This window comes from Weizmannia sp. WK01 (assembly GCF_025905465.1).
GTDB classification, from domain to species: domain Bacteria; phylum Bacillota; class Bacilli; order Bacillales; family Bacillaceae_C; genus Weizmannia; species Weizmannia faecalis.
Map to the genome: position 1 here is coordinate 1,699,324 of NZ_CP109616.1, position 12,521 is coordinate 1,711,844.

General features: G+C 48.2%; 14 protein-coding genes. 9 read left to right on the forward strand and 5 right to left on the reverse strand.

Annotated features, from left to right (window positions below):
• Positions 1–18: 18 nt before the first annotated feature.
• On the reverse strand, positions 19–1,371 hold the full coding sequence (locus OF158_RS07860; protein ID WP_014098371.1) for an MFS transporter: 1,353 nt from the start codon (positions 1,369–1,371) through the stop codon (positions 19–21).
• Between the two features lie 377 nt (positions 1,372–1,748).
• On the opposite strand from OF158_RS07860, the gene OF158_RS07865 reads away from it, so the two are divergent.
• The 3 genes from OF158_RS07865 to OF158_RS07875 all read left to right on the forward strand — a co-directional run bounded on the left by OF158_RS07865 (position 1,749) and on the right by OF158_RS07875 (position 5,998).
• The gene (locus tag OF158_RS07865; protein ID WP_013859293.1) at positions 1,749–2,063 is read left to right on the forward strand and encodes a heme biosynthesis protein HemY; all 315 of its coding nucleotides are present in this window, start codon (positions 1,749–1,751) and stop codon (positions 2,061–2,063) included.
• A 165-nt stretch (positions 2,064–2,228) separates the two neighbouring features.
• On the forward strand, positions 2,229–3,980 hold the full coding sequence (locus OF158_RS07870) for an ABC transporter ATP-binding protein (RefSeq protein ID WP_014098370.1): 1,752 nt from the start codon (positions 2,229–2,231) through the stop codon (positions 3,978–3,980).
• Positions 3,980–5,998, forward strand: a complete 2,019-nt coding sequence (locus OF158_RS07875; protein WP_014098369.1) for an ABC transporter ATP-binding protein — start codon at positions 3,980–3,982, stop codon at positions 5,996–5,998. The genes OF158_RS07870 and OF158_RS07875 overlap by 1 nt, the downstream gene beginning before the upstream one ends.
• 59 nt (positions 5,999–6,057) lie before the next feature.
• Here the strand turns inward: OF158_RS07875 and OF158_RS07880 are convergent, their stop codons facing one another.
• Complete coding sequence (locus OF158_RS07880; RefSeq protein ID WP_014098368.1) at positions 6,058–6,333, reverse strand: alpha/beta-type small acid-soluble spore protein; 276 nt, start codon at positions 6,331–6,333, stop codon at positions 6,058–6,060.
• Positions 6,334–6,506: 173 nt separating this feature from the next.
• Here OF158_RS07880 and OF158_RS07885 point away from each other — a divergent pair, with 173 nt between their 5' ends.
• From OF158_RS07885 to OF158_RS07900, 4 genes are all read left to right on the forward strand, one after another.
• A complete protein-coding gene (locus OF158_RS07885; protein ID WP_014098367.1) occupies positions 6,507–6,902 on the forward strand; it encodes a CidA/LrgA family protein in 396 nt (131 codons plus the stop codon).
• On the forward strand, positions 6,871–7,551 hold the full coding sequence (locus OF158_RS07890; protein WP_035184945.1) for an LrgB family protein: 681 nt from the start codon (positions 6,871–6,873) through the stop codon (positions 7,549–7,551). The genes OF158_RS07885 and OF158_RS07890 overlap by 32 nt, the downstream gene beginning before the upstream one ends.
• A gap of 41 nt (positions 7,552–7,592) precedes the next feature.
• Positions 7,593–9,212: a long-chain fatty acid--CoA ligase gene (locus OF158_RS07895; protein WP_035184942.1), complete on the forward strand. Its 1,620-nt coding sequence runs from the start codon at positions 7,593–7,595 to the stop codon at positions 9,210–9,212.
• Positions 9,213–9,316: 104 nt separating this feature from the next.
• Positions 9,317–9,925 (forward strand): lytic transglycosylase domain-containing protein, encoded by a 609-nt coding sequence (locus OF158_RS07900; RefSeq protein WP_014098364.1) that lies wholly within the window; start codon positions 9,317–9,319, stop codon positions 9,923–9,925.
• Between the two features lie 32 nt (positions 9,926–9,957).
• On the opposite strand, the gene OF158_RS07905 is transcribed toward OF158_RS07900, so the two are convergent.
• Positions 9,958–10,209, reverse strand: a complete 252-nt coding sequence (locus OF158_RS07905; RefSeq protein ID WP_013859301.1) for a GlsB/YeaQ/YmgE family stress response membrane protein — start codon at positions 10,207–10,209, stop codon at positions 9,958–9,960.
• Positions 10,210–10,377: 168 nt separating this feature from the next.
• Positions 10,378–10,524, reverse strand: coding sequence for a small acid-soluble spore protein P (locus OF158_RS07910; protein WP_014098363.1), 147 nt, complete (start codon positions 10,522–10,524; stop codon positions 10,378–10,380).
• A gap of 98 nt (positions 10,525–10,622) precedes the next feature.
• Between OF158_RS07910 and OF158_RS07915 the strand changes: the two genes are divergently transcribed.
• Positions 10,623–10,880, forward strand: a complete 258-nt coding sequence (locus OF158_RS07915; RefSeq protein ID WP_014098362.1) for a hypothetical protein — start codon at positions 10,623–10,625, stop codon at positions 10,878–10,880.
• A 125-nt stretch (positions 10,881–11,005) separates the two neighbouring features.
• Positions 11,006–12,250, forward strand: a complete 1,245-nt coding sequence (locus OF158_RS07920) for an aminopeptidase (RefSeq protein WP_014098361.1) — start codon at positions 11,006–11,008, stop codon at positions 12,248–12,250.
• An 89-nt stretch (positions 12,251–12,339) separates the two neighbouring features.
• Here the strand turns inward: OF158_RS07920 and sspO are convergent, their stop codons facing one another.
• The gene (gene sspO / locus OF158_RS07925) at positions 12,340–12,489 is read right to left on the reverse strand and encodes a small acid-soluble spore protein SspO (RefSeq protein WP_014098360.1); all 150 of its coding nucleotides are present in this window, start codon (positions 12,487–12,489) and stop codon (positions 12,340–12,342) included.
• Positions 12,490–12,521 lie beyond the last annotated feature (32 nt).

Consider the following 12,521-nt stretch of genomic DNA (forward strand, 5'->3'; position numbering starts at 1 on the left):
CCGTTACCTTCCTCTATTTTATACCGCCCGGGCACGCGCAGTTTTTAAGCTGAGGAGAAAGAAAAATGCGCTCACTGCAACTAAAACAGCTGACAGGATAAGAAAACGGGCTGTTGACATGCCGCTTGCGAACACAACGCCGAGCACGACCGATGACAGGATCGAGCCTAAATACCGGCATGTTTGGAAAAGGCCGGAGCTTGTGCCAACCATGGCTTCAGGCGATTCGTTCAGCATTGCCGCCTGCAGCGCAACATTGCCGATCCCGTAACCGATACCGAGGATAAACAGGATCACACCCATCAGCCAGACCGAGGCATGGATAAAGAAAACGGCCATGAAAACGGCGCCGGCAATCATAGTCAAAGCACTGATCCGGATCGGTCCGGCGGTTCCGGCACGGTCAATCCATTTACCCGAAACGAGGGAAATGAGGATGCTTGCGCCGGACATAAAGAGCATCATGAACCCGCTTGTGTGCACGCTGAAATGAAGCCCGTCCTGGTAGAAGCTCGGCAGTCCGAAGAATAAGCAGTAATTAAATAAATTCAGCACGATGAATTGCAAATACACAACAGAAAGGGAACGGTGCTTGGATAAAAAGCGGACATCAATAAACGGGCGGCCTGTTCTGGCTTCATAGATCACAAATAGGACAAGCAGCACAATGCCTGCCACACCCGTCCAAATATGGACAGCCGACTCCAGTTCCAACAGAAAATACAGAAGCAGTACAAGCCCGGCCGCAAATAAGAAAATGCCGGTCCAGTCGAGCTCGTGCACAACATCTTTGAAAGAAGCATGTCTGTTCTCCGGATCTTTCGGGAAGATAAACCAGCCAAGTAGAAAACTAATCACGATAAAAGGGAAGTTCACGAGAAAAATCGACGGCCAGCCGCCAATCCCGATTAAAATTCCGCCGGCAGTCGGTCCGAGCGCCGTCATGGCAGACGCAAAAATGGACAAAACAGCAAGCGCAGAGGCTTGGTTTTCATGAATATGGGTACGAATCAGTGCGACACCGGACGGATAAATAGCACTGGAACCGATCGATTGGAAAAGCCGCATGAGCAGCAGCACGAAAAAGGCCGGGGCAAGCGGCGCACCGATTGCCGAAACGGCAACAAGCAAAAGCCCTGCAAGAAACATTTTTTTGCGCCCGATCATATCGCCGATTTTTCCGGTCACAGGCTGGGCGACCGCGCTTGCCAAATAAAAGGATGAAATGAGCCACGACACAGTTGAAAAACTCAAATGGAAATCTTTTTGAATGCTGTGAAGGGCGAGCGAGATCATCGATGAATTCAGCGGGTTCAGCATCGTACCAGATGCAATGGCTGTTAAAAAAACCGTTCTTTTCGATAAAGGCATCACAATCCTCCTCGCTTCAGATGAAAGCCTTCTTTCTAGAGCATATCTTTTACCTTGTCTTCCACGTCCATTCAAAACAGAAGTATCATACAACAAATATTTCGGGGGTGCAAATATTATGTCAGTGAAGGTCCGCTTTTCTAAGCCCGCCTTTTTCGTGCAGCTGAAACAAGCCATCCTGAGTGCTCTCCCAAGCCGCAAAACCAGCCAAAACTGCCGGAAAGCACCTGCTTAGTAAACTTGAACCCCAGCAATGAAACAAAAGCGGTTTGTCCTGTAAGAATGCTTCAACCCTTTACGTGAAGCATTCCAGTTTGCGATTTCCGTTTTTTCTGTCATAATAAAGAAACAAAAACAAGAAGAATTGAGGTAGGAACATGAACGTTAAAATCAATCGGAATGCCGCAAAAATGTTTAAAAAAATATTGGAGGAGGAAGATGCGGAAGGAAAAATGATCCGCGTCTTTGTGACCGAGATGCACGGCGACCATGCCCATTACGACATCACGCTGGATACACCGGGAGAACATGATGAAATTGTCAAAACGGATAAGGGCATTGATATTTTACTTGATTCACGCGAGCCGTATTTGGACGGCATCTGGATCCAGTATTTTTACGTGCCGCAGGAAGAATTCGTCATTACAAACCCGAGGATTGAACGCGAACACGGTCATCACCATCATCATTGATTTTTTTTATGTTGAAAGGCAGTGCTTTTTAAATTGGCCAGCCATCAGGCGATGCACATTTTGAAAAAGGGGATGAACAAGATGAAGCATCATCCGGTTTTACTGTTGTCTTACGGAGAGAAAGAAGGCGGATAGAGACAGAAATGACGGGAGGAGGACGACGGTTTGTTTAGTGTATTGGGGAAATTAGGGTGGTTTTTTAAAGCCTATTGGAAAAGATATGCGATTGCAGTGCTTGCGCTTTCAATTGTTAACTTGTTGGAAGTGCTCCCGCCGATGATTCTCGGCGATTCCATTGATAAAATATTCACCGGGGAAATGACAGCACACATTTTTTCCCTCTACATCGGCGTCATGCTGGCGATTGCAGCTGCCCTTTACGGCCTGACCTATATATGGCAGTATAACTTGTTTGGCGGGGCGTTTATCGTGGAAAAAATGCTGCGGTCCCGGTTAATGAATCATTTTTTAAAAATGGCGCCTCCTTTTTTTGAGCGGAATCGTACGGGCGACTTAATGGCGCGGGCGACGAATGACTTGCGGGCGGTGTCCCAGACAGCGGGTTTCGGGATTCTGACGCTTGTTGATTCAACCATGTATATGCTGACCATTATTCTGACCATGGCCGTGCTGATCTCCTGGAAGTTAACGCTTGTTTCGATCTTGCCGCTTCCGTTTCTGGCAGCCGGCATTAAAGTGCTGGGAGAGAAAATTCATAGACGTTTTACTGTTGCCCAGGACGCCTTTGGGGATTTAAATAACCGGGTGCTGGAATCGGTTGCCGGTGTCCGCGTCATCCGTGCCTATAACCAGGAAATAGCGGACGAAACAAGATTCCAGTCGATGACGGAAGACGTTTATCAAAAAAACATTGCGGTCGAAAAAATTGACGCGCTTTTTAATCCGCTGACAAAAATCATTACCGGGATGAGTTACACGATCGGCCTTGCTTACGGCACTTATCTCGTTTTTCACCAGCAAATTACACTCGGAAATCTTGTTTCCTTTAATGTCTATTTGGGCATGCTGACATGGCCGATGTTTGCGATTGGGGAATTGATGAATGTCATGCAGCGCGGCAATGCTTCACTTGACCGTGTAAATGAAACGTTGCGGCATGTGGAAGATGTAAAAGACCCGGAAGCCCCGAAAACGGTTGAACAGCCGGATATCATAGAATTTGCCGATTATACTTTCCGCTATCCAAAATCGCGGGAAGAGAACCTGAAGCATATTCATTTAAAGATCAAAAAAGGGGAGACGATCGGGATCACCGGTAAAACCGGCAGCGGGAAAACAACGCTGATCAAACAACTGTTGCGCGAATATCCGCTTGGAAGCGGCCGGCTGCTTGTCTCCGGTGTTCCAATTGAACAATTGACCAAAGAGGAAGTATTAAGCTGGATCGGGTATGTGCCGCAGGACCATGTGCTTTTTTCCAGAACGGTGAAAGAAAACATCCTGTTCGGTACCGATTCGGCCGGGGAAGCGGAACTGCAAAAAGCGATCCGGACTGCATCACTTGAAAAAGATATCGAGATGCTCCCGGACGGACTTGAAACGCTTGTCGGTGAAAAAGGGGTCGCTTTATCAGGCGGGCAGAAACAGCGGATCTCGATTGCACGGGCGGTCATAAAAGATCCGGAAATTTTGATCCTGGATGACGCGCTGTCCGCTGTGGATGCTAAAACCGAGGCGGCCATTATTTCGAACATCCGAAAAGAGCGGAAAAACAAAACGACCATCATCGCGACCCATCGGCTGTCGGCGATTGAACACGCCCAGTGGATTGTCGTCCTCGATAACGGCCGGATCACGGAGGAAGGGGCGCACGAACAGCTGTTGAAAAACAAGGGCTGGTATTACGAACAGTATATGCGCCAACAGCTCATGTCCCGTGAGGAGGTGGAAGCATAATGGTTGCAAAACGGCTTTTCCGCTATGCGATGAACTTTAAACGTTCCATTTTGATTGCGCTCGCGGCCCTTATGGTTGCCGTTGGGGCGGATGTGTTCAGCCCGATCGTGGCAAAAACGATGATTGACCGCCATATCACCGGCATTGAAAGCGTATGGGTGGAGACCCATGATGCCCGCCAGGCGGTTTCTTATCACGGCCGCCATTACAAACGGCTTGTTTATGCTTCCGCTGAGGAGAAAAAAGGGAAGAAGCGGACGATTGTCCAGGCAGGAAGAAACTTTTATTTCGTAAAAGGCCGTGTTGAAACCGGCGGGAAAAATACGTACCGGGACGGAAAACTGTATATGACCTATAATGGCAAAACGGCTTCTTACCGGGCGGAAAAGATATCCTATGCGGGCGTGCTCCGCTTTTACAGCCCGGAAATCCCGTATATTTTGAAACTGTTAATCTTGTATTTCGGCCTTTATGTTGTGTCGGGATTCGGCCAGTTTACGCAATATTTTTATTTGCAAAAAGCTGCAAACCGGATTATCCAGAAAATGCGGAATGACCTTTTTATCCACTTGCAAAAATTGCCGATCCCATTTTTTGACAACCTGCCGGCCGGAAAGATTGTCTCGCGCATCACCAATGATACGGAAGCCATCCACGAATTGTATGTGGCTGTGCTGTCAAACTTTTTCAGCGGCCTGGTTTATATTGCCGGCATTTATATTGCAATGTTTTTGCTCGACTGGAAACTTGCGCTTGTCTGCCTGTTGTTAATGCCAATTTTATGGCTGTGGATGCGGGTATACCGGAAGTTTGCCCAGCAGTACAACCGGATGATCCGTTCGAAAGTGAGCGAAATGAATGCCATGATCAATGAGTCGATCCAGGGCATGCCGGTCATCCAGGCTTTCCGGCGCGAAAAGCAAACGAAGGAAACCTTTGAACAGCTGAATCGGACGCATTTTAAATACCAGAACAAAATGCTGGTGTTAAACGCCTTGTCGGCCCATAATTTAACCGGCATTTTAAAAAATCTCGTGCTTGTGGCGTTTCTCTGGTATTTCGGGCACAGCGCCCTTTCCGGTTTGTCAGCCGGGCTCTCCGTCGGCCTTTTGTATGCCTATGTGGACTATATTAACCGGCTGTTTAACCCGATCAGCAATATTGTCAACCAGTTCAGCAATCTTGAGCAGGCGCTTGTTGCCGGGGAACGGGTTTTCAGGCTGCTGGATGAAAAAGGCGAGGATGTGGGGACAAAATCCGTACCGCGCTTTAAAGGGCATGTGGAGTTTCGCCACGTCTATTTCGGCTACAAAGAAAACGAATATGTGCTGAAAGACATTGACTTTGAGGCAAAGCCGGGTGAAACGGTCGCGCTTGTCGGCCATACCGGATCCGGAAAAAGTTCGATTATGAATGTGCTGTTCCGTTTTTACGACTGCAATGAAGGAGAAATCCGGATTGACGGGACGGATATCCGGTCGCTTCCGCGGCAGTCCGTCCGTGAACATATGGCGATCGTGCTGCAGGACCCGTATTTGTTTACCGGCACGATTTATTCAAATGTCAGCCTCGGGGACCCGCGCATTACAAAAGAAAAAGCGGCTGCCGTGTTAAAAGCGGTCGGCGCCGATCAAGTGCTCGGAAATCTGGAAGAAGGGCTTGATGAACCGGTCTTTGAAAAGGGGAGCACTTTATCGAGCGGGCAGCGCCAGCTCATTTCGTTTGCCCGTGCACTTGCTTTTGACCCGGCCATCTTAATTCTTGATGAAGCGACATCCAATATTGATACGGAAACGGAATTGGCCATCCAGCATGCCATGGATGTCCTGAAAAAAGGAAGGACCACTTTTATCATTGCCCACCGGCTTTCCACCATCAAAAATGCCGACCAGATTTTGGTGCTGGACCGTGGCCAGATTGTGGAACGCGGCAGCCATGAAGAGCTGATGGAAAGAAAAGGAAAGTATTATCAAATGTACCAAATGCAACATTCAGGCGGAACGGAAGCAGCCGGGTAAATCGGCATGCGAAGCGAATCTGTACTATAACAAACGGGCAGGGAAATTCTCTGCCCGTTTTACTGTTTCTTTAATTGTTCCTGCGCCATCCGGACCAGTTCTTTCACCATGTTTCCGCCGATCGGCCCGCCAATTTTTCCGGCCTGTTCAGCCGTCAGTTTGCCATTATAGCCCTTTTGAAGCGGAATGCCGCGTTCACTGGCTACCTCGTATTTGATATCGTCAGGTTGATCCGTATCAGTACGATACCCTTCTTTGGCCATGACTTCGGTTTTGAACCGGTCAAGCGCGCTTCTTGATTCTGCGATAAGCGGTTTTCTTTTTCGTTTTGGCATGCGGATTCCCTCCCTTTATAGGATGCGGACGGCCCGCTGCCTTTATACACCGGGGAGAAAAAGCGAAAAATGATTTTTTTTAAAAAAATCATACAGGATATTTAAAATCTGTATGGAATATTTGTATAATAAGAACTGTAATAATACAGCAAATCAAAAAGGGAGTATGCAACGTGAAAAAAGCAGTTATTGGTGCATTGCAGATCGGTTTGCTCTGGGTCATTTACGAATTCGGGCTGGAAGCGGTCAAAATCCTGCATTTGCCGGTTCCGGGGAATGTATTTGGCATGTTGGTTCTGTTTCTTTTATTGATCACGGGCATTTTGAAGCTGCAGTGGATCGATACGGGCGCAACGTGGATTTTAAAACATTTATCATTCTTTTTTATTCCGATTTCCGTCGGGCTGATGTCGCTCGGTTCATTTTTCCTCCATAATGGCGTGGTGCTGATCGTAATACTAGCTGTCAGCGCGGTTGCCGGCATTGTAGGGACAGGGATGTCCGCCCAACTTTTGGCAAGGGGGCGTGAGGCAAGCCATGAGCAGCAGTTACGCCGTGACACTTTATAGCATTTTCATCACCGTTTTCGTTTACCTGTTGTCGTTGCGGTTATCGAGAAGGTTTCCTTCCCCGTTTACAACGCCTGTATTTTTCAGCACGGCCGTATTGATCGTGTTACTAATCGCAACCCATGTATCCTATAAAGCGTATCTTCCCGCAAAAGGGGTCATGACCTATTTTCTCGGTCCGGCCACCGTCGCGCTGGCTGTGCCGCTTTATAAAAACAGGGGGATTCTTGCCCGCTATTTCCTGCCGGTTGTCGGCGGCATTCTTTCAGGCAGCATGCTGACTGTCGGGACCGCCCTCGCCCTGGCCAAAATTTTTCAGCTGTCGCACAATATTTTTGCTTCCCTTGCCGTGAAATCTGTCACCGTACCGGTTGCAAGCGAGGTAGCAAAAATCATCGGCGGCAATGAGGTGCTGGTCGCCGGGTTTGTGATGATTACCGGGATGATCGGCGCCATGTTCGGCCTGAAGCTCTTATCTTTGGCGCGCGTCCACGACCCGGTATCGCGGGGCCTTGCGCTCGGCACGATTTCCCATGGGATTGGAACGGGGGAAGCCGTGAAGGAAGGGGAGCTGCAAGGTGCCGTATCAGGGGTGGCAATGGGGATGGCCGCCATTTTAACTTCTTTTATCCTGCCATGGTTGTTCTAAACCGGGATAAATATATATTACAGCTAAAGGGGTAGATACTGATGATGAAGACGCCGCTTCTGCTTTCTTCCATGATCGAGAGGGCTGAACGCTATTTTCCCGAAAAATATGTTATTTCACGGACACACACCGGGATTCAGCGGATTCCGTATCGTGAAATTGCAAAACGGACACGCCGGCTTGCCAGTGCGCTGGAAAAACTCGGGATGAAAAAAGGAGACCGGGTTGGTACGTTTGCATGGAACCACCACCGCCATTTGGAGGCCTATTTTGCCGTGCCATGCCGCGGGGCTGTCCTTCATATGGTTAACATCCGTTTGTCAGAAGACCACCTCACCCATGTCATTAACCATGCGGAAGATAAAATTTTGCTGATCGATGTAGATCTCGTCCCGGTGATTGAAAAAATCCGGGATCGCCTGAAAACGGTCGAGCATTTTATCATTATGAGCGATGAGAAGGCGATTCCGGAAACTACCTTGTTTCCTGTCTCCTCTTATGAAGCCATCCTGGAAGAAGGCGACGAGCGTTATCCGTTTTTACACGACCTTGATGAACATGCGCCAGCCGCGATGTGCTACACGTCGGCAACGACCGGCTATCCGAAAGGGGTTGTCTATTCCCACCGCGGCCTTTATTTGCACAGCATGGCGCTCGGGCTTAGTGACCAGCTCAGCGTTCAGGAACGCGACATCGCCATGACGGTCGTTCCGATGTTTCATGTCAATGCCTGGGGGCTTCCCTATGCAGCCACCTGGTTCGGGGCAACCCAGGTGCTGCCGGGGCCTTCTTTTACACCGGAAATTCTCGCACAGCTCATTGAAAAAGAAAAAGTCACGATGACAGCAGGCGTCCCGACGATTTGGATCGGCATGCTGAAAGTGCTGCAGGAAAAGCCGTATGATATCAGCAGCCTGCGCCTGATCGTAAGCGGGGGTGCGGCATCGCCTAAGGGATTGATCCGTGCTTACGAGGAAACGTACAAAGTGCCGTTTATGACCGGCTACGGGATGACGGAAACGACCCCGGTTGTTTCGTTGGCCACGTTAAAAAGCAGCATGGATCATTTTACCGTGGACGAAATGGTGGATGTGAGAGGAAAAACCGGGCTGCCTGTTCCCGGCGTTGAAGTGAAAGTCGTCAATGAGAACGGAGAAGTACCGTGGGACGGAAAAACAATGGGGGAACTGATCGTAAGAGGGCCGTGGATTGCGGATGAATATTACAATGACGAGCGTACGCAGGAAGCATTCAGGGATGGCTGGCTGTATACCGGAGATATTGCAGTCGTGGATCAGGAAGGGTACCTAAAGATTACCGACCGGACAAAAGACCTGATTAAAAGCGGCGGCGAGTGGATTTCTTCCGTCGAACTTGAAAACGCTCTCATGTCGCACGAAGCGGTCTTTGAAGCAGCCGTCATTGCCGTTCCCCACCCGAAATGGCAGGAACGCCCGCTCGGCTGTGTGGTTTTAAAAAGCGAATATGAAAACAAAATCACGGCTGCGGAACTAAAAGATTATTTAAAAACACAATTTGCCTCATGGTGGGTCCCTGACGACATTTTGTTTATGAAAGAAATCCCGAAAACGTCTGTCGGCAAGTTTTTAAAACGGGCATTGCGTGAACAGCTGCAAGACCATTATGCAGGCGTGCAGTAATGCATGCGGGAAAAAGCCGGAATCTTTCTATGGATTTCGGCTTTTTCATTCGATAATATAAAGGGGAGAGGTTTTAACGGAAAGACGAAAGGATTCAAACGGAAATGCCCAAAACATGGAAGAAAAAGAAGCGGAACCGGGGTAAAACGTGGATCGTCCTGCTTATTCCGGTCATCGTGTTAAGCGCCTATTTTATTTTCGAAGAGAACATCCAGAAAAAAACGGATCCCCAAATCCCTGAAAAATATTTGTCCATCTATTTGGAAGCAGAGAAAATATACGGGGTTCCCTGGTATGTGCTTGCCGCTCATCACCGGGTGGAAACCAGGTTTTCAACGATGAAGCCGATGGTCTCGCCGGCCGGCGCCCAAGGCCCGATGCAATTTATGCCGTGCACATTTGTCGGCTGGAAACATCCGTCATGCAGCGGCCTTGGAAAAGGAGACATCCCGAAAAATGAAGAAACGAACCCGGCTGTCATAAAAAAATACGGAGGATATGGCGTCGATGCGGACGGGGACGGGAAAGCAGACCCGTTTAACGATAAAGATGCGATTTTCAGCGCGGCAAATTATTTGTCGAAAAACGGGGCGGCAAACGGGCAGATTCAAAAAGCGGTTTTTGCGTATAACCACAGCCGTAAATACGTGTCCGAAGTGATGCATTATGTACACCTTTATCAAAAAGAAGGTTTAGAAAAAGCAAGCAAGTAAAAAAGGGCGGTTCTGGCCGCCCTTTTTTACTGTTATGCTTTTCTTGCTATTCTTAAAATGAAGCTTAACACAAAGACGAGAATGATGGCCCCGATTAAAGCAGGTATGATGGCCATCCCTGCAATATGCGGCCCCCAATTCCCGAAAATTGCGCCGCCAAGCCATGCACCGACAATCCCAGCAATAATATTTCCGATAATTCCGCCTGGGATGTCCCGGCCCATGATCAATCCTGCAAGCCATCCGATAATCCCACCTACGATTAAATATAGAATAAACGACATTTTCACATTCCTCCTGTTAACTTAAGTTTCATGTCTTTTTATCGAACTTGGTGTACTTATTACCTTTTTTGTACCAGACTAAACATGCGCAGGCGTATTCTAAAACGTCTAAAATGACAAATATGCGGAACTTTTCAGGGGAAAGCGGGAAATCCTCTGGTTTGAAGTTTATAGATCATGCCCGGGATTGTGCTTTTGCCTTGAATGATTCCGGTTTTTAACCTTTTTTGAGCCGCTTAACGGTTCCGGCTGCCCGCTGTTGTTTGCTTTTGGCTGGTTTCTGCGTATATCATTTCCGTCGTTTTTATTTACCATTTTCATCCCTCCAACTATACAATTTGCTTTTTGTAAAGCGGTTATACAGCATACCATGAAAAAAATTGAACATACTATCGTTTGAAGGAGAGATGACAATGCCTTACCATAAAGACAAACAGCAGGCGTTCCAAGCGGCCGAGCAGCACATGGCCTTGACGGAAGACATCTTGCAGAATGTAGAGATGGGAAGTGAAGACGCCGGGCACCAGCTCGCCCATTTGAAAGAAGAAATCAACGAAACGTACCAAGAGATCGAAAATGCACTCGAAGTGGCGAGCGAAACGCAACGGGTGCAATTGGAACAGTTCCGGCGCGATTTGGATACAATCGTAAAACATACAGATTTGCATTAAAGCGGGGAGGAGGATCCCTGCTTTTTTTCATCTGCGCCCGGATCTGGTATAATATAGAATGGTATCAAGCCTGCGACCGGGCGGGGTTCATACATATGAAAAATAATAAACAGGAGGGAATCGAAATGGCTTTGCCAAATTTTGAACAGAATTTACAAAAATATGCGAAATTGCTCGTGACAAAGGGCATCAATGTAAAGCAGGGCGACTGGGTAAAAGTATATATTGCAGTCGACCAGGCAAAACTTGCGCGCCTTGTCGTAAAAGAAGCGTATGCACTAGGCGCGGAAAAAGTAATCGTCGAATGGTCGGATGATGAAATTACAAAACAGCATTATCTGAATCAGCCGCAGGAAGTGCTGACACATATTCCGGATTACAAAATTGCCGAGACGGAAGACCATGTGCTTAACCATAAAGTGAGCCGGCTGTCTATTCTTTCAAGCGATCCCGGCCTGCTCAATGATGTCGATCCGCACAAAGTGGCCGCTTATCAAAATACAGCAGCGAAAGCTTTCAAAGCGCAGCGGGTTGCCACGCAAAATGACGATATCAAATGGACGGTTGCTGCAGCGGCGGGGGCCGGATGGGCAAAAGCAGTATTCCCGGATTTAGAAACCGAAGAAGCACAAGTCGATGCGCTTTGGGATCAGATTTTTAAAACATGCCGTGTCTACGCGGACGACCCGGTTGCCGCCTGGGAACAGCATAAACAGACGTTAAATGAAAAAGCGGCGAAGTTAAACGACATTCAATTCGATGCCCTTCATTATACGGCGCCGGGGACGGACCTTACACTCGGCCTTCCGAAAAACCATATTTGGGCCAGTGCGGGCAGCGTGAACCCGAAAGGCGAAGAATTCATTGCCAATATGCCAACGGAGGAAGTGTTTACTGCACCGGATACGCACAGGATGGAAGGCGTCGTGCGCAGCACAAAACCATTAAGTTATGCAGGCACTTTAATCGAAGGCATTGTTGTCCACTTTAAAGACGGGAAAATCGTCGATATTTCTGCTGAAAAAGGCGAAGAAGCGATCAAAAAACTCGTGTTTGAAAACGAGGGTGCAACAGGGCTCGGGGAAGTTGCGCTTGTACCGGATCCGTCGCCGATTTCACAGTCCGGCATTACATTTTTCAATACATTGTTTGACGAGAATGCCTCGAACCACCTGGCCATTGGTGCAGCCTATCCGACAACGATCCAGGGCGGCACGAAAATGAGCGAAGAAGAACTGTTAAAACACGGCATGAATGTCTCCAATGTCCACGTTGACTTCATGATCGGCTCTGCTGATATGAATATTGACGGCATCAAGCAGGATGGAACCGTTGTGCCGGTATTCCGCAATGGGGACTGGGCCATCTAAAGAAAAACATTAATATTATATTGATAAAGATTCTCAATGGCCAAAACAAAGAAATCAGCCCATAAAGCTGATTTCTTTGCCATCCCATGCTACTGGTTTTTCTTGCGTTTTTTGTTAAACTGTCTTTCTTTTTCCGTTAAAGGCTCGTTTGAAAATTCTTCATTGTATCCGGCGCCTTTCCCTTGCGCTTTTGCCGTATTCATGCCCGGCCGGATATGGTTTGCTTTCTGTCTTGTCACAAGGCTCACCTCCCTGGCCACAGTTTCAGTAT

Coding starts and splice junctions, on each gene's coding strand:
- OF158_RS07860 (WP_014098371.1), bottom strand. CDS start 1,371: ATGCCTTTATCGAAAAGAACGGTTTTTTTAACAGCCATTGCATCTGGT.
- OF158_RS07865 (WP_013859293.1), top strand. CDS start 1,749: ATGAACGTTAAAATCAATCGGAATGCCGCAAAAATGTTTAAAAAAATA.
- OF158_RS07875 (WP_014098369.1), top strand. CDS start 3,980: ATGGTTGCAAAACGGCTTTTCCGCTATGCGATGAACTTTAAACGTTCC.
- OF158_RS07880 (WP_014098368.1), bottom strand. CDS start 6,333: ATGCCAAAACGAAAAAGAAAACCGCTTATCGCAGAATCAAGAAGCGCG.
- OF158_RS07890 (WP_035184945.1), top strand. CDS start 6,871: ATGAGCAGCAGTTACGCCGTGACACTTTATAGCATTTTCATCACCGTT.
- OF158_RS07895 (WP_035184942.1), top strand. CDS start 7,593: ATGATGAAGACGCCGCTTCTGCTTTCTTCCATGATCGAGAGGGCTGAA.
- OF158_RS07900 (WP_014098364.1), top strand. CDS start 9,317: ATGCCCAAAACATGGAAGAAAAAGAAGCGGAACCGGGGTAAAACGTGG.
- OF158_RS07905 (WP_013859301.1), bottom strand. CDS start 10,209: ATGTCGTTTATTCTATATTTAATCGTAGGTGGGATTATCGGATGGCTT.
- OF158_RS07910 (WP_014098363.1), bottom strand. CDS start 10,524: ATGGTAAATAAAAACGACGGAAATGATATACGCAGAAACCAGCCAAAA.
- OF158_RS07915 (WP_014098362.1), top strand. CDS start 10,623: ATGCCTTACCATAAAGACAAACAGCAGGCGTTCCAAGCGGCCGAGCAG.
- OF158_RS07920 (WP_014098361.1), top strand. CDS start 11,006: ATGGCTTTGCCAAATTTTGAACAGAATTTACAAAAATATGCGAAATTG.